Raw genomic sequence first — 23,094 nt, 5'->3', positions numbered from 1 at the left:
CGCGTTTGAAATCGATTCTAATCACCAAGCTCTTCGCCTCTGGATTGAAGTCGCATTCGGTGACCACCCAAGGATCTGCCAAACCCAACGCTTGCTTAAAAAGTGCCTCAACTGACATCCCCAGAAGTATAGAAAGCAGCGACCGATACGGGAACATTCAAATCAGCCTACCCACCTCAGATCCGGTAGAGCCTTCGAATAAACCCACACCGGAATCTCGGTCCCCAATGCCATGGTCGGATGCGTCCAGTGCGGCAGCGTGTGGACCATCGGCTTCTTCGTCCATTGGCTCTGATAGAGATAGAAGAGATCTTTCTCGAAGTTCGCCAGATCAATCGCCCCACCCATGAAGGCCTTGAAAGGCCATCCGCCATGCACGTAGCCCGCCTCACCAATGTAATCGTGGCCGGTCCAGCGGAATGATCCGGCATAATGCGGGATGTCGCGCAGCTGTTCGATATTCAAACGGGCATTCAGCCGCACCATGGCGTTGTCATAACTCGAATTGAAGACCTGCTTTCCGTTCGCCCGACCCTCGGCATCCGTCCAATCATATTTGAAAACCTCAAGCTCGGTGAGATCCGGCGTCTCGTATGGCTTCTGGCTCTTGTTAGGATAGCCGTTCCGATACCAGGTCTGGCTTCGGTAGTAGCCCCTCACCTGCCAGGTGTGGGTGTTTTCCGTTCCAATGAAGACCTTGTCCTTGAACCTCTTATCCCTCGCCAACTGCTCCCACCAGCCTTTCTTCTCGCTGCTGCCATTCACCCCGAGCACATCCATCACCTCCGAAGCCGAATGGCCGGAGGTCACCGGGCGCGTCGGATCCAGCTCGTGAGAAAGTTCGACCAGCGCCTTGCCAACGTTTCCACCCGTCTCATTGCCCACGCTATAAATCACGATCGAGGGATGATTGCGATCGCGCTTGATCCAATCCGTGAGATCCCGCTTCCACCACTCATTGAAGAACCGTCCGCCGTAGTCTTCCTTCGCCTTCCTCTTCCAGCCATCGAAGATCTCATCCATCACCAGCATCCCGACTTCGTCGCAGATATCATAAAAGTGGGGCGTCTGGGGGTTGTGTGAAGTTCGGATCGCATTGCAGCCCATCGCTTTCAGTTGCTCGATGCGAAAGCGTAGAATCTTGTCCGGGACCGCGGCGCCCAAGGCACCCGCATCCTGATGATTGCACACGCCACGCAACTTGACGTTCTTTCCGTTGAGCCACATTCCCGTTGCCGCCTTCCACTCGATGTCACGAAAACCGAAACGAGTCTCAACCCGATCCACGACCTTGCCTTCCACAAGGATTTCGTTCACGGCAAGATAAAGTTGCGGGCTCTCGGGAGACCAGAGCTCCGGGTTCTTCACGACAAGCTCTGCTTGAACCGTCCCATGCTTGCCCTTCTCCAGCCGCAGTCTGGAAAATGTCTCCGCGAATGCCCGCCCTTCCTCATCGAGAATCGTCGTTTTCACACCCAGCACCGAATCGTTCTCACGGCGATTGACCAGCTCCACATCGACCGTCACCTGCTCCCCTTTCGTGCGAACGAAAACCCCGTCTGTCGGGATGTGTATCTTTTCCTTCACATCAATCCAGGTGTGCGCATAGATGCCGCTCCCTGTATACCAGCGCGCCGACGGCTGGCTGGCATTATCGACACGGACGGCGAAAGTGATCGAGTCCGCCGTCGCCGCCAGCTCGCTGATGTCGTAAGCGAACGAACTCCAGCCATAAGGGCGGTTCCCGAGCTTCTTGCCATTCGCCCACACCGTGCTGTCCATGTAGACCCCGTCAAAGGCGATCTCGACATGCTTGCCTTTCCATGCAGGAGGGACCTCCACCGTTTTTCGGTACCAGCCAATGCCCGCCGGCAGGTATCCACCGGTATCCCCCATCGGATGGCTCTGCGAATACTCGCCTTCGATGCTCCAATCGTGGGGCACATCGAGCACCCGCCAGGATCCATCCTCGAAGTCCGTCCGCTCCGCACCAGTGATCTCCTGCTGGATAAATTTCCAATTCTCATCGAACGAGGTCCTGGCAGCCCACGCGGCAGCCGTGGAAAGAATCACTGCTAGAGTGAAAGGCACAAAATTTTTCATCGGTCTCGGTCTTCTAAAAGTGATGGGACGGATGCTTGATCACGAATCTTGACGGCCAATTCGTCCCAATTGTGTCAGCAGCCATACAACAGAGGCGCCGAGAAAAAGAGTCGAAAGAATTTCCAGGTCTGCCAGTAATCACAGCTCAAATCCGATCCCTAGCGCCTGATTTTCATGACCAGACTACCTTTTTTGCTCCTCGCCCTGCTCACGATCTGCAGCAGCCTGTCAGCGAAGCCAAAGGATCCTTCACCTTCCGGCCAGGCCATCAAGGCCCTGCTCATCACCGGTGGCTGCTGCCACGATTACGACAATCAACGCGACATCATCCCGACCGCGATCGACGCGCATTCCAAGCTGCCCATCGAATGGACCATTTTCCATCAACGCACCCAGCGCGGTGACATCCTGCTTGAGTTCTACAAGAACCCGGACTGGGCCAAGGGCTACGACATTGTCGTCCACAATGAGTGCTTCGCCAAGATTGGGGACGTCGACTACATCGCCGGCATCCTCAAACCCCACCTCGAAGGAACTCCTGCTGTCCTTGTTCACTGCTCCATGCACTGCTACCGCGAAGGTCCGACCGCGGAGGAATGGTGGAAATTTTGCGGAGTCCACTCACCCGGCCACGGTCCGAAACACCCCTTCGAAGTGAAGATCGTCAACTCCGGACACGAAATCACCAAGGGACTCGAGAATTGGACCACTCCCGATGGCGAACTCTACTTCATCAACAAGATTTATCCGACCGCCACACCGCTCGCTGAGTCGATGTCGGAGTCAAAAAAGCAGATGTTTACCAACATCTGGGTCAATGCCTATGGTCCGAAAAAGACCCGGGTCTTCGCCACCACCATCGGCCATCACAACGAAACGATGATTCAGGAAAACTATCAGAACATGCTTACCCGCGGATTTCTCTGGGCCGCCGGCAAACCTGTTGCGGAGAGCATCAAATAATTATCCATCCAGTCAGCTCATGAAACTCACCTCCATCATCACCCTGCTTTGCGCAGCCATCGCCTGCTCTGCCCAGGCGGCAGACAAGCTCGCTCCGCCAAACGTCATCTACATCCTCGCCGACGACCTCGGCATGGGCGACCTCGGATGCTACGGGCAAAAGAAACTCAAGACGCCTAACATCGATCGAATTGCCGCCGAAGGCATGCGTTTCACCGACCACTACTCGGGGAACACCGTCTGCTCACCATCGCGCGCCGTCCTCATGACCGGTCAGCACCCGGGCAAGGTTCACTGCCGCGGAAACGGTGAGGAGAACCGCTTCGCCCTCGACCCGGAAATGACCACGCTTCCCCGCCTTTTCAAGAATGCGGGATACGCGACCGGAGCCTACGGAAAGTGGGGGCTCGGCATCACTTCGGACGAAGGCAAGCCCAACCCGCTGACCCACGGATTCGATCACTACACCGGCTGGAAAAGCCAGATGATCGCCCACACCTACTACCCCACCAGCATCGTCCGCGACGGCAAGGAAGAGCCCCTCGAAGAAGGAACCTACATCCACGATCTGATCATGGAAGACGCGGCAGCATTCATCAAAACGAACGCCGAGTCCAAGACCCCCTTCTTCTGCTACATCCCGACGGCCGTCCCCCACGCCGCAATGCACGCACCGAAGGAACTTCACGAAAAGTGGCGCAAGGTCTACCCGCAGTTCGACGACAAGATCGGCAAATACGGTGCGGGCCCCGGCGAGAACACTCCGGATGTCATCAATCCCATCGCAGGCTTTGCTGCGATGATGGAGAACCTCGACAACCAGATTGGCGGCATCCTCGACATGCTCGTTGAGCTCGGCATCGACGACAACACCATCGTCCTCTTCGCCAGCGATAACGGAGCCCACCATGAAGGGGGACATGATCCCAAATTCTGGGATTCGAACGGTCCGCTGCGAGGCATCAAGCGCGATCTCTACGAAGGCGGCATCCGCACCCCATTCCTCGTCCGCTGGCCGAACAAGGTCCAAAGCGGCAGCGTCAATGACCACCTCAGCGCGTTTCAGGATGTTCTGCCAACCATGGCGGAAATCACCGGCCAGCCCGTCCCCACTCAGAACGACGGCATTTCCATGCTCCCCACCTTGCTTGGTAAGCCGGACCAGAAGAAGCACGACGTCATCTACTTCGAATTCCAACAGGGAAGCAGTAAAACCTACACCTCCCGCTCGATCCGTATGGGCGATTGGAAAGCCGTGCAACGCTCGGAGAAGAACCGCGGCAAAGTGTTTCTCCCCATCGAACTCTACAACCTCAAGAACGACCTCGGCGAAAAGAACAACCTCGCCGCCGAGAATCCCGAACTCGTCCAGCAGCTCGAGAAGCTCATGGACAAGTCCCACACACCGCTCAAAAATTGATACCAGTGACCTCGTCACCCTTCAGTTTGTTCTACCCGGAGGCGCCTGCGCTGAGTCATCCAAAGCGACCCCATCCATGGAAGGAACTGAAAGCCACCGTCCATTCGTCCGATTCTTCTAACCCATGAAACTCCTGCTTAGCCTCACGCTTCTCGCCCTCACCGCCTCCCAGGCTGTCCGCGCCGAGAAACCTAACATTCTCTTCCTCTTCGCCGACGACCAATCCTGGGAAACCATCGGTGCCGTCGGAGGAGAGGTCATCACGCCGAACCTCGACAAACTCGTCGAAGAAGGCACCCGATTCGACCACGCCTACAACATGGGTTCATGGAGTGGCGCGGTCTGCGTCGCCAGCCGCCACATGTTCAACACCGGGCGAACCGTCTGGAATGCCAACAATCTCATCAAGAGCGAGGCCAATTGGAAAAAGAAACACAAGGGAACGCCAAACCCGGATGCCACCAAGTCATGGAGCCAGTTGATGGGCGACGCCGGTTACGAAACGTACTTTGCCGGAAAGTGGCATGTCTCGCTTTTCGACCCAAAAGCGATTTTCGATCATGTCGGAACCGTCCGACCTGGCATGCCCAAAGCCAAGCCATCAGGCTACAACCGTCCGAAGGACGAGAACGACAAGGAGTGGCTGCCATGGGACAAATCGATGGGCGGATTCTGGGAAGGCGGCACTCATTGGAGTGAAGTGCTCAAGGACGAAGCGATCGGCTTCATCGATGAAGCGGCCAAGAAAGAAAGACCCTTCTTCATGTACATCGCTTTCAATGCGCCCCACGATCCACGTCAGGCTCCGAAGGAGTTCGTCGACATGTACCCGGTCGATAAGGTCAAGGTCCCTGAGAATTTCCTCAAGAAGTACCCCTACGCGGACCAGATCGGCTGCAGCAAAAGTCTCCGCGATGAAAAACTCATGCCTTTCCCCCGCACCGAGTACGCCGTGAAGGTGAATCGTCAGGAATACTTCGCGCTGATCACCCACATGGACGCGCAGATCGGCAAGATTCTCGACGCACTCGAGGCCAGCGGAAAAGCCGACAACACCTACATCATCTACACCGCCGACCATGGACTCGCCGTCGGCCATCACGGTCTCGTCGGAAAGCAGAACATGTATGAACACAGCCTCTGCCCGCCGCTCATCATCAACGGCCCCGGAATCGAAGCAGGCAAACGCATCAACACCCGCGTTTACATTCAGGACATCGTTCCCACCACCCTCGATCTCGCAGGCGCAACCCCCGAACAGACGATCGATTTCCAAAGCCTCCTGCCGCTCGCCAAGGGTGAGACCGGCCAGGGCCGCGACCGCATCTACGGTGCCTACCTCGATCTTCAACGATGCGTCATCAAGGACGGCTGGAAACTCATTTACTACCCGAAAGCCGACGTCCACCGCCTCTTCAATCTGGAAAAGGACGCCAATGAGATGAATGACCTCGCGGCGAACCCCGAGTATGCCTCCCGCCTTACGTCGATGAAGACCGCTCTCGCTGAAGAAATGAAGGCTCAGGGCGACCCCGGTCTCGCGAGCAAAGCGAATCGTCCCAAATAACCTACCCTTCCAAGGGCTCGGTTGCCGACCGGCTACTTCTCACGCATCTTCCTCGAGCCATACTTGTTCATCCAGGCGTGGGTCTCGAGGAGCTCTCCGCTGACCAGCCGGTCCCATAACTCCGGCTGTTCCTTTCTCACGGCGTCGCGCGCGACTTCAGCGCTCAGTCCAATCTCAGGCCGACGCCTCCCCAGATCATCCAAACCAAGATCCTTGTTGTTGGAGAGCCACTCGGCTTCGTGCGAGCGCATCTCCTTGAGGACCTCCGCATATTCAGGATCCTTGGCCAGATTGTTGAGTTCGTCCGGGTCTTTCTCCAGATCGTAGAGTTCTTCCTCGGGTTTCCTTTCCTGGAAAAAAGTCATCTCCGCATCGCTGAGTTTCCCTTCCTCATTCAGCCGACGCATCACCCAAAGCGCTGGCCGATTGATTTCAAGGTAGGCCTGATTCGTCGCCCACGGCACCTCCGGCATGTAGTTTTTGATGTACTTGAACTTCTTTGTCGAAACGCTGCGCGAACACTCGTCGATCTCATCCCAGATGTCTCGCGCAGAGCGCACGAAGCGGCGGTATTCAGGTTTTTCGACCCCAATGATCGGCTTCGAGGACATGTAGTCCGGAATCTCAGATCCGGCCAACTTGAGTACCGTCGCCGAGATGTCCGTGGTGCACACCAACTCCTCAACCACCGTCCCCGCCTTCACCAAACCCGGCGCCCAGACGATCATCGGAATATGGATCCCCGAATCATGCAGGTAGCCCTTCCCACGTAGATTGCAGCGACCGTTGTCAGCGATGAAAATCACCACCGTGTTCTTCTCCAAGCCCTTGCTCTTGAGATCATCCATCAATTGGCCGACCTCATCATCCATGTACTCCACCGTATCGAGATAAGCCGCCCAGTCGTAGCGAATCTCCGGAGTGTCTGCGAAAAACGGGGGCAGCTTGATCTCATCCAACGACACCGGATCCTTCGCATCCTTGCGCACCTGATTCCACCAATCACCACGGTGGGTCACCTGCAACTGGATCTGACTAAAAAAGGGTTGGTCGGCCGCGGTAAAGTCCGCCCGCTTATCGAAGAGCCCGAAATTCTTCACTCCGTCATAAGCACCCGTCGCCGTATGCTTGAAGTTGCAGTCGGTCTTGGTCCCCTTCCCCATCACCAGATCGTGACCGAGCAGACAAGTGTAGCCAGCATCGCGCAGATACGAAGTGATCGGCTTGTAAGGCGCCACCAGCGGCAAGTCGCGGTTGCTGCGGTGGTGATGAGCATTGATCACCGTCTGATCGACACCCACCATCATCGCCGAGCGATTTGGCGAACAGATCGGATTGGAGCAGTAGGCGTTGGTGAACAGCGCCCCCTCCTTCGCCATCCGGTTGAGGTTCGGGGTCTGCACCCCCGGCATGCCGTAGCATTCCAGATCACGCCCCATATCTTCGGCCATCAGCCAGATGATATTCGGTCGGACCTGATCCGGCTCACCGCCTGCAGTGACGGCCAGGCCCAGCGCGATGATGAGGGTTCTAAGAAAATTCATAAGCGTTCGTGTCGAAGCATGGGAAAAAGGAAAACGATATCGGTGAATGACTACCCGAGAAGTTTTCCCAAGCGATCCGCCAGCGTGGCAAATTCATCATCCCCGAGCGGGAAGCGGCAATCGTCCTGCCAATTCTCCGGCGGCTCCGGAACCTTCACCCAACTACGGCAGCCCCCGTACTTCGGACCGTAGGCAAACTCGAATGGCTGCGCCAGCTCCCGCACCCGGACCAGGGCAACGTGGATGCTCCCCGCACTCATCCCCTTTCCTTCCCAATCAAAACGCTGCCGCACCGTCTCCTCGGTCCAGATGTGGAAAGGCTCCAGCGCCGCGACCTGATCCCAGTCCGTCAAGGTCTTCGCCCACAGCGCCTCGCAATGATGGCTGATCGTCACCACCTCTCCCTCCTGCCACTCGGGCTGCGGATCGACCGAGCCCTCCCGGACAAACTGGCCCTGGTTGTGGAAGCGGGTCGGAAAAAGGAAAAACGACTTCTCGGCGAAGGCAAAGCCCGCCCTGCCCTCGTGAATCCCGCCTTTTCGCAAGATCAACGACTGCCGACCGCTTGCCAGCGCGTCACACACCACCTGCCACTCCTTGAATCCGTTCGCCATGCCCCAAGCTACCCCGGTCCGCCCCCCCTATTCCAAGCATCAAGTTCAATCCCCTTAAAAACCCTCGTCATTTCCCACTTTACCCCTTAGACCCAGCCCCCGTGCCGCCCGTCGAGACCCAGTTTGAAACCTTCCGTGATGACGCCCCCTTCCGTCTCCGTGACGGAGGATCCTTGTCCGAGTTCACCCTCGCCTACGAGTCCTGGGGCACGCTCAATGCGGATCGCAGCAACGCCATCCTCCTCTTCCACGCCCTTTCCGGCAGCCACCACGCCTGCGGCGAAAATCCCAGCATCCCGATCGTCGGAGATCTCTGGCAGCCGGAAATGCACAACGGCTGGTGGAATGACATCATCGGGCCCGGCAAGGCGCTGGACACCAACAAGTATTTCATCGTCTGCGCCAACTACCTCGGCGGCTGCTACGGGTCGAGCGGCCCTTCATCGATCAACCCGGAAACCGGAAAGCCCTACGGCTCGGCCTTTCCCCACGTCACCGCCGCCGATCAGGTCGAAGCCCAGTCAAAGCTCCTCGATCGTCTCGGCATCGACCAACTTCACGCGGCCGTCGGCCCCTCCGTCGGCGGCCTGCTCGCTCTAACATTCGCCACCCGCTTCCCGGAGCGCGTCCGCAATGTCATCTCCATCGCCGCAGGCTACAAGACCACCGTCCTCAATCGCCTGATCCTCTTCGAACAGATCCTCGCCATCGAGAACGATCCCTATTTCAACGGCGGCGACTACTACGAAAATGGTAGCCCGGCCTACGGCCTAGCCCTCGCCCGGATGATCTCCCACAAGACCTTCGTCCACGTCGATGCCTTCGAGCAACGCGCCAGAAGCGAGGTCAAACAGGCGACCGACAGCCTTGCCTGGTATCGGGTGCGCGACCAGTTCCAGAGCTACATGCTCTATCAGGGGAAAAAGTTCACCAAACGCTTCGACGCCAATACCTACCTGCGGATCATCGACCTCTGGTCGCGCTTCAATGGAGCACTCGAAGGGGATGCTGACACTCCCCAGGAGCTCTTCGAACGCTGCCGCAAGGCCGGGCAAAAATGGCTCGTCTTCTCGATCGACTCCGACTTCTGCTTCTACCCCGAAGAGCAGGCCGAACTGGTCGCTCACCTCGCCGAGGCCCAGGTCGAACCGATGCACATCACCGTCCACTCGGACAAAGGCCACGACTCCTTCCTCCTCGAGCCCGACCTCTACACGCCCCACATCTCGTGGCTGCTGGCGCAGTGAGCTGATGCCCCACGGCGCTCATCCGAAGCGCCATACCGTCAGAGGATCCGCTCTGACAAAGACCCCCTCGTTTTCCCCAACCCGGCCCACCCTCAGCCATCCGTTCTCATAGCTCACCCACATCGAGCCGTGCGGATGGACGAAAGCACCGGTGTTCACCACCAGTCGTCCCGACTTGAACCACAGTCCCCGGCGGTGGAAGTGACCCACCACCAGCACCTCCGCCTGCGGAAAGTAGTGGCGTAGGAACTCTGCCGCAGCACCCGACTGCTGCCACCAGACCCGAAGGATCTCGAAAGCACGCCGAGGCGGATTGATCGCATCCAGTGCCCGACGCAAGATCGTCCGGCCTTTCGGAATCCTCGGCGGCCGCAACAGCAGCGCCATTTTCCTGGCCATCTTGAGGCGCACCGCCGGATCATGTTCGGCCTCCGGATGCTCCGCCCACAGCTCACGGAGCTGCCTGCTACGCGATACCGACTCCCGGCTCCACGGCGAACCACCCCACATCACGCTGTCCCCATGGGTCGCAATGATTTTCCCGCCCGCCAGCTCCACCCAGCCCTGGCCTTCCCAGCCGGGATCGTGATTTCCCGAGAGAAACACCGGATCAGTCCCCAGCTCCTCACACAAGCTTCGCAGCTCCGCCATCAAGACCTCGGATCGCGGACGGAAATCACTCGCGAGTTCCTGAAAGGTATCGCCATTGAAAACCACCGTTCCCGCCCCCTCTAACAACGGCCGGAGCTGCTCAGCCGATTGGATCCGGGAAGCCGCGTGCCCAAGATGCAGATCGGACAGGATGAGCACCGGCTCCCTCATGTCACGCTCCGCTGACGCACGGCTTCAAACAGACAGACTCCCGCCGAGACCGATACGTTGAGACACTCGATCTTCCCCGCCATCGGAATGCTCGCCAGGAAATCGCAGTGCTCTTCCGTCAATCGGCGCATCCCTTTTTCCTCCGCCCCCAGCACGATCGCCAGCGGCCCCTTGAGATCCAGCTCGTAGATCGACTTCTCCGCCCGGTCCGAGGTGCCGACAAACCACAGTCCCTTTTCCTGGAGCCGCTCCATCGTCCGCGCCAGATTCGTCACCTGCACGAATGGCACATTGTCGGCCGCCCCCACCGAAACGCGACGCACCGTCTCCGTGATCCCCACCGCCTTGTCCTTCGGCGCCACCACCGCATGCACGCCCGCGCCGTCCGCCGTCCGGAGGATCGCCCCGAGGTTGTGTGGGTCCTGCACGCAGTCCAGCACCAGAATGAAGGGCACCTCCTGATCTTCCACGATGCGCATCAGCTCTTCTTCATCCCGCGCCTTCACCGCGATTTCGGTCGTGGATTTCACATGGCGGTTCTCGCGGGCTTCGCGTCCCTGACGGCGTGGCTTCATGGGCACAGCATGGAAACGAGCGACCCCTAACCGCAAGCTTTCCCGACAACAGAACTTAGGCTAAACCCACTCATGCCCGAGCCAAGCTTCGCCCCTTTCTCCACCCAGCATGGCATGGCAGTGCTCGTCGGCATCCTCGGAATTGCCGCCTTCCTCGTCCTCGGACGCCGTGGCGGGAAATGCGAGCGCCTCACCCGCGCCGTCCTCGCCTTCATCAACCTCGCCGTCTTCGGGCTCTCCCAATGGGCCTGGTCAAAGGTCACGCGCGAGATCGGCATGGACAACGCCGTCCCTCTACACCTTTGCGACCTCGCCGCCTTCCTCGCCGGCTTCGCCCTCATTACCGGAAACAAAACCTGCACACTGCTCACCTACTTTTGGGGACTTGCCGGCACCATCCAAGGCATCCTCACCCCCGCCATCGACATCGGTTTTCCCCACCCCGCCTTCTTCTCCTTCTTCATCCATCATTTCGCCGTCATTGCCGCTGCCATTTATCTGCCCGTCGTCACGGGATGGCGTGTCGAATCCCCACTTTGGCGCTCTCCACTCAAAGCCTTTGCCTGGGTCAATGTCTACGTCCTCGTCGCCATCATCGCCAACCACATGATGGGCACCAACTACGGATTCCTCGCCGGAAAACCCGTGAATCCGAGCCTGCTCGACCACCTCGGCCCGCACCCGGCATACATTATCTGGCTGGAAATGATCGCCCTCCTCTTCTTCTTCCTCCTCGCCCTGCCGGTTCGGGAGCGCAGAGCCAAGAAATGCGACTGAAGCTCCATCGCACGTGTCGTGAGACTTCATTCAGCAGTGTGAATCTCAGTCTCTTGAGGTTCTTCAGGCTGTAGTGAATTGGCAATCAGTTGCCCCAAGAGCACGCCTATCCCTACGATCACCAGAACTTTGATTATCGTCGACGCCTTGATGCCGATTCCGTCGTCTGCGGGGGCATCTCGGAGAAAATCCCGATCGTGAATCTCCCGAAAGGTCTGGATGTCGTCGCCATGGACAAAGAGAAGGACCTGACCACCGGCACCAAACCCGCCCCCATGGGATGCTGAAATCACATCACCACGAAGCGGGTCAGAAATCTCGGATCTGATGACGAAGCGCACACCTCCTTTTTCCAAATCTCGCAACAAACGTCGCGCTTCCACGACGTGATACCAGCCAACTTCCGCGTAATCGTCAGGATCCACATCAAGTTCAGATTTCATTGCTCGGTATCAGAGTCATTATCACTCAGCGAAGGCGAACCCCAAGGTTTGGAGTGCAGGATTTCAGTCGCATCAAAATTAATCCAGCCTCTGATTTGACTCTCGGCTGACCACTCCACATAAGATTCCTCGTTCAGGCAATACTCATCACTATCCTGGGCAGTCCGCTCGCCTCTTCGGGGACGATGGACAAGCAGAAGCACGAGGACCATCAAAGTAAGCCAATGAACTGCTCAGTTTCCTTATTCTTCATCCCCGTCCATCCCGTTCATCTGCGGTTTCGGCACTTACTTCTTCAAAAATGCCCTTACCTACCGGTTTGACCTAAAGATTAACGCTTCGGTTCAAATCTCCCCCCGCCCCCCGTTTTACCCGATTCCGCGACGAGAACCAAATGCGCCCGCGTCAATGCCCGCCGTCCCTTCAACCTGCTGGGTGGGAGGTTCGCCGTCGGTCCACTTCGAAGGATTGCCAGAACGGCCTCCTCGTGAAACGGTCCCGACATGAGCCGCCTCGCAGGAAAAACAATTCTCATCACCGGAGCCTCCAGTGGCATCGGTCGCGCCCTGGCCGAACTCCTCCTCTCCCGGGGAGCCAGCGTTCTCGGCGTGTCACGCAATCCTGGCTCGCTTCCACGCGGCGTCATTCCCGTTAGAGCCGACCTCACCCAGCGCGATGAGATCCAGGCCATCTTCAAGGAGCTCGGCTGCATCGATGCCCTCGTGAACTGCGCCGGCATCGCCTACCTCTCCCGCATCATCGATGGAAATCCGACCGACTGGGAGGAAATGTGGCGCGTCAACGTCATGGCCCTCACCCTTTGCAGCCAACTCTCGCTCCGCCATTTCCCCGAGGGCGGCGGACGCATCATCAACGTCTCCTCCATGAGTGGCCACCGCGTCCCACCCACCGGCGGATTCTACGCCCCGACGAAATTCGCCGTCCGCGCCATCAGCGACTCGATGCGCCATGAAATTAAAGCCGCCGGCATCCCGGTGCAAATCGGCACCGTCTCCCCCGGCTTCGTCGATACCCCGCTGCTCGAGCACTATTTCCGCGGTCGCGAAGATCAGCTTCAGAAAACCCGTCAGTCGATGACCATGCTCAAGCCCCGCGACGTTGCCGACTGCATCATGACCATGCTCGAAACCCCTGCCCACGTCGAAATCGGAGACATCCAGCTCCGCAGCTCGGATCAGAGAATTTGATCTGAAACGCCAAGCCGCAAAGGTTCGCCAAGGCAATCCCCATGGGATCCATTTTATGAAGTTCTAAACTTTGCGACCTTGGCGTCTTGGCGTTTCAATTTCAGCAACTCATCGTCCGCGACTCCCAAGCCTTCCCGCTCAGACAATCTATGGATATCCCCACCATGAACGGCCGACGCATCGCCGTGATGAAACTCAGCGCGCTCGGCGATATCGCATCGACCCTGCCCTACCTGCGCGCCATGGACCCGCCGCCATGCATCATCACCTCACCCATTGGCAAAGCCTTCCTCAAGGACGAATTTTCCGACTTCATCGTCCTCGATAAAAAATCCGCCATCTCCCAGATCCAGGTCATCCTCGAGGTCCGAAAACGACGCTTCACCGACATCCTCGACTTCCAGGGGAACAAACGCTGCCGACTCATCGGACGCCTTTCCGGAAGCCGTGTTCACGATGTCGCCAACGTCTTTGTTAGAAACGCACCTGCCTCTGAACTCACTGCCTCCGTCCTCAAAAAAGGCCGCGAACAGCACCAGTTCAGGAAACGCGAACGCACCCACATCATCTTCAACACCGGCTCCAGCCCGAAGTGGACATCCAAACGTCCGTCTGTGGAAAAATGGCAGGAATTCGCCAGCATCCTCAACGATCGCTACAACCTGCCGATCAAACTGGTCGGCTCCGAGGAAGAAGTCCCCTACGTCGAGGAGATCGCCAAAGCGCTGCCAGGAAAGATCGAAGTCCTCGCCGGAAAAACCTCTTTCCCCGAACTCAAAAAAGTCATCCGCGATGCCTTTCTCACCGTCTCCACCGACTCCGCCGCCCTTCATATTTCCAAGGCCGAAGGCACCCCGACGATCGGCATCTTCGGCTCCCACGCCATCGGTGGAAAGATGAGCTTCCCATGGACCGTCGGCATCTATGACCGCGTGCTCTACCCCGACGGCAAGCTCCCCATCGCCCAGCAGGAACCCGGCAACTACTACGACCACGTGGATCTCAGGGAGGGACTCGATGCGCTCGCCGAGTATCTGCACTAAGTGGGAACTTTAGGCCGGCTCGGATGGGAAGAATGGGATTTAGGAGAGATAGGGATCGGTGGTCTTCCGCTTTGCCATACTTCCCATGAATCCCATTCCTCCCATCCGTCAAACCCCAGCAGCATGAACTCCCATCCCCAGCCCGACACCCCTACCCCAGCTCACTCTGAAGCGCCTTCTTGATCCGCCCGATCACATCGGTCGAGCTCCAGCCTTCGAGGAACTTCATGAACTCCACGCGGCCAACCAGATCACTGCCCGGAAGTTCCTTTCCTTCCCAGTCCGCACCCTTCACCAGAATGTCCGGCCTCAGCGCGCCCATCAACTCAACCGGCGTGTCTTCATCGAAGACCACCACCATGTCCACGCAAGCCATCGATGCCAGCATGTAGGCCCTCGCGCTCTCCTCGCAGATCGGTCGTTCAGAGCCTTTCAGCCGCTTGATCGAATCATCTGAATTCAAGCCGACCACCAGAATGTCGCCAAGCTTCCTCGACGCCTGCAGGTACTGCACGTGTCCCGGATGAAGCACATCGAAGCAGCCGTTGGTGAACACCACACACTTGTTGTCCTTGCGGAACTCCTCAAGCAACTCCGCAGCTTCCTCCCGACTTTTGATCTTCTCTTCGATGTCTTGCATAATTTGGACCTCTCTGAACGAACGGAGGATTAACCACGGACCACACGGAATACACGGAATTTTTCCGCACAGTTGCAGCAGATCAGGGTCTTAGCTTTGAAAGCCCCAATGCCTTTCAATCCGTGGATTCCGTGCAATCCGCCTGCCCGACCGAAGCTTTCCTCGCCTTTGAACCTCCTGAAAAGCAGTCAGCGAAGGAGGGTGCTTAAAAATTCTGAATCTGGTTCCAGAACCTCAATCCAATCCATCCAATCCATCCTGGTCCAATTCTTACTTCCTCCGCTCCAAACATCCGCGTTCATCCGCGTTCATCCGCGGTTGAAAATTCAATGGAGCGCTTTGATCTCAGCCAAAATCTCCTCAAACGAATCAATCCGGAACTGACAAAGCCCACCGGTCCCCGAATCATCGATGTTCCCATCGTTCAGGCCCACCGAGCGGATCCCCGCCAACCTCAACGAGCAGATCCCCGCACCACTGTCCTCGATTCCTAAAGTCGCATTCCGCTCCTCGAACTTCATCCCCAGACCAATCGTCAGGCTCTCCGCGTAGAGCCACGGATGCGGCTTCGGCGGCAGCTCGCCCATCGTCCCCGCCTTCCCCCGACCGACCGCCGTTCCGGCCGTGATGATCGAATCATAAAAGTCTTCCGGGTTCCCCATTCCCAGCGTCTTGAACACATCAAGGATCTCCGGATACGCCTTTTCAAAAAGCCCCGAAGTCACCAGCCCGAGCTTCACGCCCATTGCCTTGAGTTCTAACAAAAACTCCTTGATCCCCGGAGCCGGCGTGAACGCCCCCGGCCGACCTTTCCCATCCAGAATCGCCGCCATCTCGCGGTCCGTGTGCTCGAAGTAATAACGCCGCGCCTCTTCCAGCGACTTGTCCGGACAGTACTTCGCAATGCAGTACTGCAAGTGCTCCGAGACCGAGTGCCCCGAGACATGCGCCACATCCGCATCTTCGAGTTCGAACTTCGCATCGTCCAGCAGACTCGCCGTCGATTGCTCGATGATCCAGATCCAGAACTGCTCGCTGTGAACCGTTGTCCCATCCAGGTCCATCAGCATCGCCTTGATCGGCGCCGGCTCTCCCAAAGCAGGCACCGGATAGTAGGCCGGATACCCCAGCGACGACGTCACCAGCGCCAGCGTGTGTCTTTCAAAGCCCACGAACTCCACCTTCCCGTCGCCGGTCGCCGCAATCGCCCGCACCCCATCCTTCCCGACCGCAAAGCGCGCATCCGAAGTCCCCTCCCGAGCATCGAGCCCGAGAGTCTCCGCCGATTCCCCGAGATCCGGAAAATCCGCACTATCTGAAAAGCATCCGTCAGCCACGCCCAAAGCCTTGGCACCCCCTGTTCCCCGAGCAAGCAGAATCCCCGCTAGACTCAAGGAGCGGTTGCTTGCAGCTACCGGACAACCCCGGCGACCAACCCCAAGAGCCCTCCACCTCCCAAGCCTCCAACAATCCCACCTTCGGGGACTGCATGTCCCCGCTCCTTGCCAAACCAGCCTCCCCATCGCCAGCCTTTGCGAGATGGGCTTGGCATTTCCCCCTCCCCCGCAACCCCATGCCTTTCACTGATCACTGATCACTGATCACTGCTCACTCCCGCGCAGCGCCGCATTGCACTCATGACCATTCCATGACAAAGCATCCTCGGAAGTCTGCTTCCCTGCCCTCATGAAAACCTTCCTCGTCCTTCTCTGCCTGCTGCCGTTCTTCGCCACCGCCGAGCCGGATCTTCGCGTGCAACTCCGCGACGCCCTCTACGCCGAGGAAGTCGAACGCGAGCCCGCCAAAGCCGCCGAGTCCTACCAAAAAATCCTCGCCAACTTCGACCAGCAACGCCCGCTCGCCGCCAGCGCCCTCTTCCGTCTCGCCGAAGTCCGCCGCGCCCAGCAGAAAAACGACGAAGCCATCGCCCTCTATCAGCGCCTCCTCCGCGAGTTCCCCGACTTCGAACGCGAAGCCGAACTTTCCCGCGAACACCTCGCCACCCTCGGCGGCGAAGCTCCAGATGTCGAAACGAATCCCGATACCCGGGAAACCATCGAACTCAGACGCCTCAAGGAACTCGCCAAGTCCGCGCCAGATATCATTCGTGATCCCAAGGTCCTCTCGAATGCAGTCGATCATGGTTGGCCTGAGGTCATCCGCTACCTGCTCTCCGCGGGAGTCAGCACAGCCGACACCAACGTTTTAGCCGATGCCGCTTCTGTCGGCCGTCTCGACCTTTGCAAGATCCTCATTGAGCACGGCAAGTTTTCAGAGAGCGACAAACTCAAAGCCCTGAAGAGCGCGATTGAAAGAGACCGCGTTTCCGTCCTGACCTATCTACTGAAAAGCGGAGTCAATCCAAACGAAATTCTCAGGGCATCGGATAATTCCGATGTCACACTTCTTCATCTGGCGGTCCTCGAAGAGCGCCCTGAGATGATTACCACCCTTCTGGATCATGGAGCCGACATCGATATCAACATCGATACCCAAGGCCGCTACAACAGGAATTATCCGTTTGGGACTCCACTTCACCAAGCGGTCCTCGGGCGCAATCCAAAGATCGTCAAGCTGCTCCTTGATCGAGGAGCCTCGCCCGATCTGCCCGCGCCTGACACCAACCTCACGCCGCTCCATTTCGCCATCAGCGACGACCACGAAGAATCGGAGCTCATCGTTAGCATCCTACTGGAAAAGGGAGCTGACCCCAACCGCCGCACAGGACCCGTCAATGCAGACATCAACAAGCCCGGCAATCCCACCAACCCTTATTATCCGCAGATCTTCAACAAGGTGAGACCTCTCCAGCTCGCTTCGCTATGGAAAAGCCAAACGAATGCCAAAGCACTCATCAAAGCGGGTGCCGAAGTTCTTACCGAAGATCTCGCAGGGGCGAATTCAAAGGAGCTCTTGATCCTCTTTTTGAAGCACACTCCCCGCTTCCAACCGGACGACTCCAACGGACAAGACCTCCTTAGCTTGGCCATCGAAAAGGACAGCGAGCTCGCGAAGCTCCTCATCGCCCACGGTGCCGCACCATCCGAAGCACTCATCAAGTCACGATTCGCCGGCGTAAATCACGAGTTCCTACCAGAGCTCAATAAAAACTACCTGCTCCCGAAACTGACTCGCCAAGACAGCATCCAACTCCTCGTCGACCAAGGGACCCACCAAGACCTCACAGCTCTCGCCGAGCCATCGACAGGACCGACACCACCGCCACTCGCCCAGGCACTACGCGAGACGCCGATGAGATTCCCTCAAGTGGACAATAAGGAAACTCACTACCGATGGCTCTTATGGAGACAATCCGAATCGGGTAAACTTGAATCAATACTTCTGAATTTCGAAGGATCCGACTCCCTTCCAGAACTAGAGTGGGGGGACGTCATCGAGCGCCAAATCGGCAGCGACACCTCAGGCTATGGTATAAGTTACCGGGATGACCCTCCGCCAAGCCTTCTGTGGGATCTGACCCGCCGGATTGACATCCCCTTCACCATCACAATCAATGGACAAGCTCGGAAGATCACCGTGCGTGGTGACCTGCTCAGCTACGACCCCACCAAACCGGAGGTTCCCTATTTGTCCACTCCCGCTACGATCCTCCTGCTCAAGCCCGACCTCAATCTCCTTTCCGAGAATGAAGTCATGATCACCATCCAGCGAGATGGCTGGCAGGACATGGCGACCACTTTAGGCAGCAAGACACTGGATCGCTTCAAACTCCGCCCCGGTGATCGACTCAGCCTCGACGTCCCACCGCTCACAGCAAAAATGGACCTCGAGATCCGCAGCCGGTTGATCACCCTTCGCGTTCCTGAGATCCCGTACGAGTGGCACTTCGAGACACCCCCCCATACAGAGGCTCAGCCCTCTTTGATTGAAATACTGGCTCAGGTCTACAGCTGTGAAAAATGGGGCTTCACCCGCTCGAAATTCCAGTCGATCCCCGATGATCCCCGCAAGCGACCGGCAGACATCCTAGCAAATCAAACATTTCAGAAGCTTGCCAATCCGGTGGTGCTACCTCATCCCGATTTTTCCCATATCCGCATTCAGCGCACCGCTTGGGACGGTTCCCAATCGACGATCGAAGTGAACCTAACTGAGGCCATCGACGCCTGCGACGAGAGCTCAACGGCTGAACAAATCAGGGAGTCAGACATACCATTGCACCGAGGCGACATCATCGAACTTCCATTGAAGAGAGAAGCCAGTGAGTGGACCGGCTTCTCAAGCAAACAGATCCTGTTTTTCCACAAAGCCCTAAGTGGGGACATCATGATCTCCTATCACAACGGCGAGGTCACCCAACATCGGATCGACTGGCAGGCCTCGCGCTGGACCCCAAGCCCGTCCGGTTTACTTCCGCTGCCGCCCAAAAATGGCACATCTTCCACCAGGGCTCTGGACCTTGGATTCAATCGCAGTCAATCGGGAATTCCCAATCTGACTCTCACACGTGGCAAATCCACATTTGGAGACGTAGGATTTCAGGCTTATTTACGCAATGGAGACCGAGTCGCCTACGGGTCCGACACTCCCATTGATGTGCCCGAGCGGTCATCGCCCGACAGAGGACGCGTTCAACGGCCCCGCATCGTCGTTCCTGCCTCGTCGACCCCCCAGCCCCGTGTCCGAAGGAACGTATCTCCCTCTCGCTAGTCCATGTCCGCCGCCTCCCCATCACTACGCTGGCTCTACCTCGCCGTCCTCGGGCCGCTGGTGGTGCTCGCCGTCCTCGCCTGGTGGGGCACGCGCTCGCAGCTGAAGGCGGCATGGGCCGATGCCCAGGCCGATGCGGAGCGCCTCGCCCCCGGGATCGCCAAGGTTCTGGCGCTCGATTTTTCCCAGCAAATCGACGAGATCCCCAGCTACCCGAATCCCCCGATTCCCGGCCCACCGGCCCCACCCGATGACCCCCTTCTCGGCAACGATACCGAGGCACTTTTCGAACTCAGCATTGACCCCGAGGCCGGACTCTCACCCGCCGGCCTTCCCCGCCGCGCGCTCGCCGCCCTGCGGCTCCATGAACTCGATCCCAGCCACCCACTCTCCTCCTATCTCTTCCTCTACGAAGCCCCGTCGATCCTCACGCCCCTCGCCTTGGAAAAAATCACTGACGACGAATTCGCACTCGCCAACTGGAAGCGTGCCGAAGCGGTTAGAAAACTCGCCGCCGAACATCCATCGGAAGAAGGCGTCTGGCTCCTCGATGACTTGCCGGTCTACCTCCGCAACGAGGGCTCGAAAATCACCTACTACACCCTGCCGACGCGTGACTTCGATGGCTTGGAGCGGGAACAGGAATTGCCGAATTGGGTTCATGTCCAGTTCTCCCTCGATCAGGAATCCCCGCCGGCTTCGCCGCTTGCCACGACAAGCGTCCCTTTTGGCAAAGGCCTCGAGCTCCACATCATTCCTCGCTCCGAGATCCTCGAAGCGCCGATTCGGAGACAGCAACAATGGACCTTGGCGATTCTCTCAGCCGCCATCGGAACCGCCCTCATCGCGCTCTACGTCATCCACCGTACCGTGACTCGCGAACGCCGACTCGCCGAACTCAAATCCCAATTCGTCGCCAGCGTCTCCCACGAACTCCGTGCCCCGCTAGGATCGATCCGACTGATGGCCGAGTCCCTTCAGCAGGGTCGCGTCAGCAAGCCCGCCGAGTTCCACACCCTCATCGCCCGCGAAGGCGCACGGCTTTCCCATCTCATCGAGAATGTCCTCGACTTCGCGCGCATCGAAGAAGATCGCAAACAGTATCATTTCGAGGAATGCGATCTATCCGCCCTGCTGCGCGACACCCTGCGTCTGATGCAACCCCTCGCCGAGGACCGCCGTGTCCAGCTAGCTTTCGATATCCCCGACCTTACCGCCACCGTCGACCCCAGCGCCCTCCAACAAGCCCTCGTCAACCTCGTCGACAACGCCATCAAGTTCTCGCCCGTTAGAGGAGTGGTCGACCTGCGGGCGAAGAGCGGGGAAGACGGCAGGATCACCATTTCCATCATCGACCAAGGGCCCGGCATCCCGAAGAGCGAACAGAAAAACATCTTCCAGCGCTTTCACCGCCTCGGCAACGAACTCCGCCGTGAAACCCAGGGCACCGGCATCGGTCTGAGCATCGTCAAGCACATCGCCGAAGCCCACGGCGGATCGATCACCGTTGAAAGCACCCCACCCAACGGCGCCACCTTCACCCTAACCATCCCCGCCCAAACTCCAGACAACTGACTCAAGTGCTAGTCTTGGGTCTTCCCGTCTTGTGTCTTGTGTCTCTTCCCATGCGAATCCTCATCATCGAAGACGAACTCGCCATGCGCAGCGCTCTCGTGGAAGCGCTGTCATCCGAAGGCTATCACCTCCGCTCCGCCGACAATGGCGAAGCGGGCCTCGAACTCGCCTGCACCGAGCCCTTTGATCTCATCCTGCTCGACGTGATGATGCCTCAGCTCGATGGCTACGAGGTTTGTCGTACTTTGCGTCACCGCGGAAAGATCATGCCCGTCCTGATGCTCACCGCCAAAGGCCAGGTCGACGACCGCGTTGAAGGCCTCGACTGCGGTGCCGACGACTACCTCGTCAAACCCTTCAGCCTGCGCGAACTGCTCGCCCGCGTCCGAGCTCTGCTGCGTCGCTACGAAAGAAATGACAGCGTCCCTCCCACCGTCACCATCGGTCCCGCCACCATCGACTTCACCCGACAAACCCTCACCCGCGACGGCAACAGTTCCCCACTCAGCGCCAAGGAAGTCGGAATCCTGCGCGTGATGATTTCACGCCAGGGCGAAACTGTGAGCCGCGAAACCTTTCTCGACATCGTCTGGGGCTACCACGCCTACCCCAGCACCCGCACCGTTGACAATTTCATCGCCGCGCTCCGAAGCCGCATCGAGGCGGATCCCGCTAATCCCGTCCATCTCCTCACCGTCCGAGGCCAAGGTTACCGTTTGATCGGCTCTAAAGCGGGCCAGGCGAAGCTTGAAAATTGAAACGCCAAACCGCAACGATCGCCAAGCTAAACGAACTTCCAGACGGGTTGGAGACACTGCGGCCGCTGAACCAATCTCTTCTTGGCGAACTTGGCGTCTTGGCGTTTCACTATGGTATGAAGTGCTCGAAGCTCTGCCTCCCCCTCGCCCTCCTACCGTTCACGCTGTTCAGCCAGGAATCCATCGAGCGCCTCGACCCCGCCCTCGACGCGATCATCGCTCAGGACACCCCCATCGAAACCCTCTGCAGCGGATTCGACTGGGCCGAAGGTCCGGTCTGGGATGAAAGAAACAAGCGCCTCCTCTTCTCCGACGTCCCCCGCAACACGATCTATCAGTGGAAGCCCGGCGACAGCGAAGCCAGCGTTTTCATGAAACCCTCCGGCTTCACCGGCCCCCTCGGCTACGGCGCCGAACCCGGTTCGAACGGCCTGGCCTTCGACAAGGACGGCCGCCTCATTCTCTGCGAGCACGGCGACCGCCGACTTTCGATCCTGACCGATGGTGGCGGAAAGATGACCCTTGCCGACCGTTACCAAGACACCACCGGCTACCGTTTCAATTCTCCCAACGACCTGACCATCCATTCCTCCGGAGCCATCTACTTCACCGATCCGCCCTACGGTCTGCCGCGCGACAATCCCGAAAAGTTTCGCGAACTCGATTTCAACGGCGTCTTCCGCTACACCGCCGGTGAAGGCGTCACGCTTCTAACAAAGGAGCTCGACCGCCCCAACGGCATCGCCCTTTCACCCGACGAGAAAACCCTTTACGTCGCCCAATCCCACCGCCCTCATCCCGTCATCATGGCCTACCCTGTGAAGCACGACGGCACTCTGGATAAAGGTCGCATATTCTTCAACGCAAAGGACCTCAAGGGCCCCGGCATGCCCGATGGCATGAAAGTCCGCTCCGATGGCACCGTATTCGCCACCGGCCCCGGGGGGCTGCTGATCATCGACCAGACCGGCAAACTCCTCGGTCGCGTCCTCTGCGGACGTTCCACTGCCAACCTCGCCTTTGGTCCCCAGGAGAAGGAGATCTATCTCACCTCCGACGACCGGATCCTCAGAGTTGCCCTCAAGCCCCCCGCCAAGTAAACCCCTCACAACCCAAAGCCCTCA

The 23,094-nt window shown here is 58.4% G+C and carries 19 protein-coding genes; 11 read left to right on the top strand and 8 right to left on the bottom strand.

The genetic code is table 11. The features are described from left to right. Positions 1-162: 162 nt before the first annotated feature. Positions 163-2,103 carry a glycoside hydrolase family 2 protein gene (locus ACFQY0_RS06630; protein ID WP_379710587.1) on the bottom strand — a complete coding sequence of 647 codons (1,941 nt, stop codon included), beginning with the start codon at positions 2,101-2,103 and terminating at the stop codon, positions 163-165. 174 nt (positions 2,104-2,277) lie between these two features. Here ACFQY0_RS06630 and ACFQY0_RS06625 point away from each other — a divergent pair, with 174 nt between their 5' ends. The 3 genes from ACFQY0_RS06625 to ACFQY0_RS06615 all read left to right on the top strand — a co-directional run bounded on the left by ACFQY0_RS06625 (position 2,278) and on the right by ACFQY0_RS06615 (position 6,053). Further along, complete coding sequence (locus ACFQY0_RS06625) at positions 2,278-3,066, top strand: ThuA domain-containing protein (protein ID WP_379710585.1); 789 nt, start codon at positions 2,278-2,280, stop codon at positions 3,064-3,066. Between the two features lie 19 nt (positions 3,067-3,085). Beyond that, entirely contained in the window at positions 3,086-4,486 is a 1,401-nt protein-coding gene (locus tag ACFQY0_RS06620; RefSeq protein WP_379710583.1) for an arylsulfatase, read from the top strand. A 124-nt stretch (positions 4,487-4,610) separates the two neighbouring features. Next, positions 4,611-6,053 carry a sulfatase-like hydrolase/transferase gene (locus ACFQY0_RS06615; RefSeq protein ID WP_379710581.1) on the top strand — a complete coding sequence of 481 codons (1,443 nt, stop codon included), beginning with the start codon at positions 4,611-4,613 and terminating at the stop codon, positions 6,051-6,053. 32 nt (positions 6,054-6,085) lie between these two features. On the opposite strand, the gene ACFQY0_RS06610 is transcribed toward ACFQY0_RS06615, so the two are convergent. Then, positions 6,086-7,597 carry a sulfatase family protein gene (locus tag ACFQY0_RS06610; protein WP_379710579.1) on the bottom strand — a complete coding sequence of 504 codons (1,512 nt, stop codon included), beginning with the start codon at positions 7,595-7,597 and terminating at the stop codon, positions 6,086-6,088. A 50-nt stretch (positions 7,598-7,647) separates the two neighbouring features. Beyond that, complete coding sequence (locus ACFQY0_RS06605; RefSeq protein WP_379710577.1) at positions 7,648-8,211, bottom strand: DUF1802 family protein; 564 nt, start codon at positions 8,209-8,211, stop codon at positions 7,648-7,650. Positions 8,212-8,312: 101 nt separating this feature from the next. Between ACFQY0_RS06605 and metX the strand changes: the two genes are divergently transcribed. Beyond that, entirely contained in the window at positions 8,313-9,458 is a 1,146-nt protein-coding gene (gene metX, locus ACFQY0_RS06600) for a homoserine O-acetyltransferase MetX (RefSeq protein ID WP_379710575.1), read from the top strand. A gap of 18 nt (positions 9,459-9,476) precedes the next feature. Here the strand turns inward: metX and ACFQY0_RS06595 are convergent, their stop codons facing one another. Together ACFQY0_RS06595 and rlmB are read right to left on the bottom strand one after the other, a co-directional pair. Next, positions 9,477-10,268 (bottom strand): metallophosphoesterase, encoded by a 792-nt coding sequence (locus tag ACFQY0_RS06595; RefSeq protein WP_379710573.1) that lies wholly within the window; start codon positions 10,266-10,268, stop codon positions 9,477-9,479. Positions 10,269-10,276: 8 nt separating this feature from the next. Next, positions 10,277-10,855 carry a 23S rRNA (guanosine(2251)-2'-O)-methyltransferase RlmB gene (gene rlmB, locus ACFQY0_RS06590; RefSeq protein WP_379710571.1) on the bottom strand — a complete coding sequence of 193 codons (579 nt, stop codon included), beginning with the start codon at positions 10,853-10,855 and terminating at the stop codon, positions 10,277-10,279. Between the two features lie 72 nt (positions 10,856-10,927). Between rlmB and ACFQY0_RS06585 the strand changes: the two genes are divergently transcribed. Beyond that, the gene (locus ACFQY0_RS06585; RefSeq protein ID WP_379710569.1) at positions 10,928-11,632 is read left to right on the top strand and encodes a YwaF family protein; all 705 of its coding nucleotides are present in this window, start codon (positions 10,928-10,930) and stop codon (positions 11,630-11,632) included. A gap of 26 nt (positions 11,633-11,658) precedes the next feature. Here the strand turns inward: ACFQY0_RS06585 and ACFQY0_RS06580 are convergent, their stop codons facing one another. Then, positions 11,659-12,057 (bottom strand): hypothetical protein, encoded by a 399-nt coding sequence (locus ACFQY0_RS06580; RefSeq protein WP_379710567.1) that lies wholly within the window; start codon positions 12,055-12,057, stop codon positions 11,659-11,661. 521 nt (positions 12,058-12,578) lie between these two features. Between ACFQY0_RS06580 and ACFQY0_RS06575 the strand changes: the two genes are divergently transcribed. Together ACFQY0_RS06575 and ACFQY0_RS06570 are read left to right on the top strand one after the other, a co-directional pair. Further along, complete coding sequence (locus tag ACFQY0_RS06575) at positions 12,579-13,283, top strand: SDR family oxidoreductase (RefSeq protein WP_379710565.1); 705 nt, start codon at positions 12,579-12,581, stop codon at positions 13,281-13,283. 149 nt (positions 13,284-13,432) lie between these two features. Next, the gene (locus ACFQY0_RS06570) at positions 13,433-14,326 is read left to right on the top strand and encodes a glycosyltransferase family 9 protein (protein WP_379710562.1); all 894 of its coding nucleotides are present in this window, start codon (positions 13,433-13,435) and stop codon (positions 14,324-14,326) included. A 151-nt stretch (positions 14,327-14,477) separates the two neighbouring features. On the opposite strand, the gene rfaE2 is transcribed toward ACFQY0_RS06570, so the two are convergent. After that, a complete protein-coding gene (gene rfaE2, locus ACFQY0_RS06565) occupies positions 14,478-14,966 on the bottom strand; it encodes a D-glycero-beta-D-manno-heptose 1-phosphate adenylyltransferase (RefSeq protein ID WP_379710559.1) in 489 nt (162 codons plus the stop codon). A gap of 326 nt (positions 14,967-15,292) precedes the next feature. Then, positions 15,293-16,303 (bottom strand): HAD family hydrolase, encoded by a 1,011-nt coding sequence (locus tag ACFQY0_RS06560; protein ID WP_379710556.1) that lies wholly within the window; start codon positions 16,301-16,303, stop codon positions 15,293-15,295. A 349-nt stretch (positions 16,304-16,652) separates the two neighbouring features. Between ACFQY0_RS06560 and ACFQY0_RS06555 the strand changes: the two genes are divergently transcribed. Genes ACFQY0_RS06555 through ACFQY0_RS06540 form a run of 4 tightly spaced genes read left to right on the top strand, consistent with a single transcriptional unit; the run spans position 16,653 to position 23,070 of the window. After that, on the top strand, positions 16,653-19,637 hold the full coding sequence (locus ACFQY0_RS06555) for an ankyrin repeat domain-containing protein (RefSeq protein ID WP_379710553.1): 2,985 nt from the start codon (positions 16,653-16,655) through the stop codon (positions 19,635-19,637). A 3-nt stretch (positions 19,638-19,640) separates the two neighbouring features. Then, positions 19,641-21,212, top strand: a complete 1,572-nt coding sequence (locus tag ACFQY0_RS06550) for a sensor histidine kinase (protein ID WP_379710550.1) — start codon at positions 19,641-19,643, stop codon at positions 21,210-21,212. Positions 21,213-21,262: 50 nt separating this feature from the next. Continuing rightward, complete coding sequence (locus ACFQY0_RS06545) at positions 21,263-21,970, top strand: response regulator transcription factor (protein ID WP_379710547.1); 708 nt, start codon at positions 21,263-21,265, stop codon at positions 21,968-21,970. After that, the gene (locus tag ACFQY0_RS06540) at positions 21,967-23,070 is read left to right on the top strand and encodes an SMP-30/gluconolactonase/LRE family protein (protein WP_379710544.1); all 1,104 of its coding nucleotides are present in this window, start codon (positions 21,967-21,969) and stop codon (positions 23,068-23,070) included. The genes ACFQY0_RS06545 and ACFQY0_RS06540 overlap by 4 nt, the downstream gene beginning before the upstream one ends. The last annotated feature ends 24 nt before the right edge of the window (positions 23,071-23,094 follow it).

The organism is Haloferula chungangensis (assembly GCF_042664875.1).
GTDB lineage: Bacteria > Verrucomicrobiota > Verrucomicrobiia > Verrucomicrobiales > Akkermansiaceae > Haloferula > Haloferula chungangensis.
Note: the sequence above shows the minus strand (reverse complement) of the source record. Positions and strands in the feature narration are given on the sequence as shown.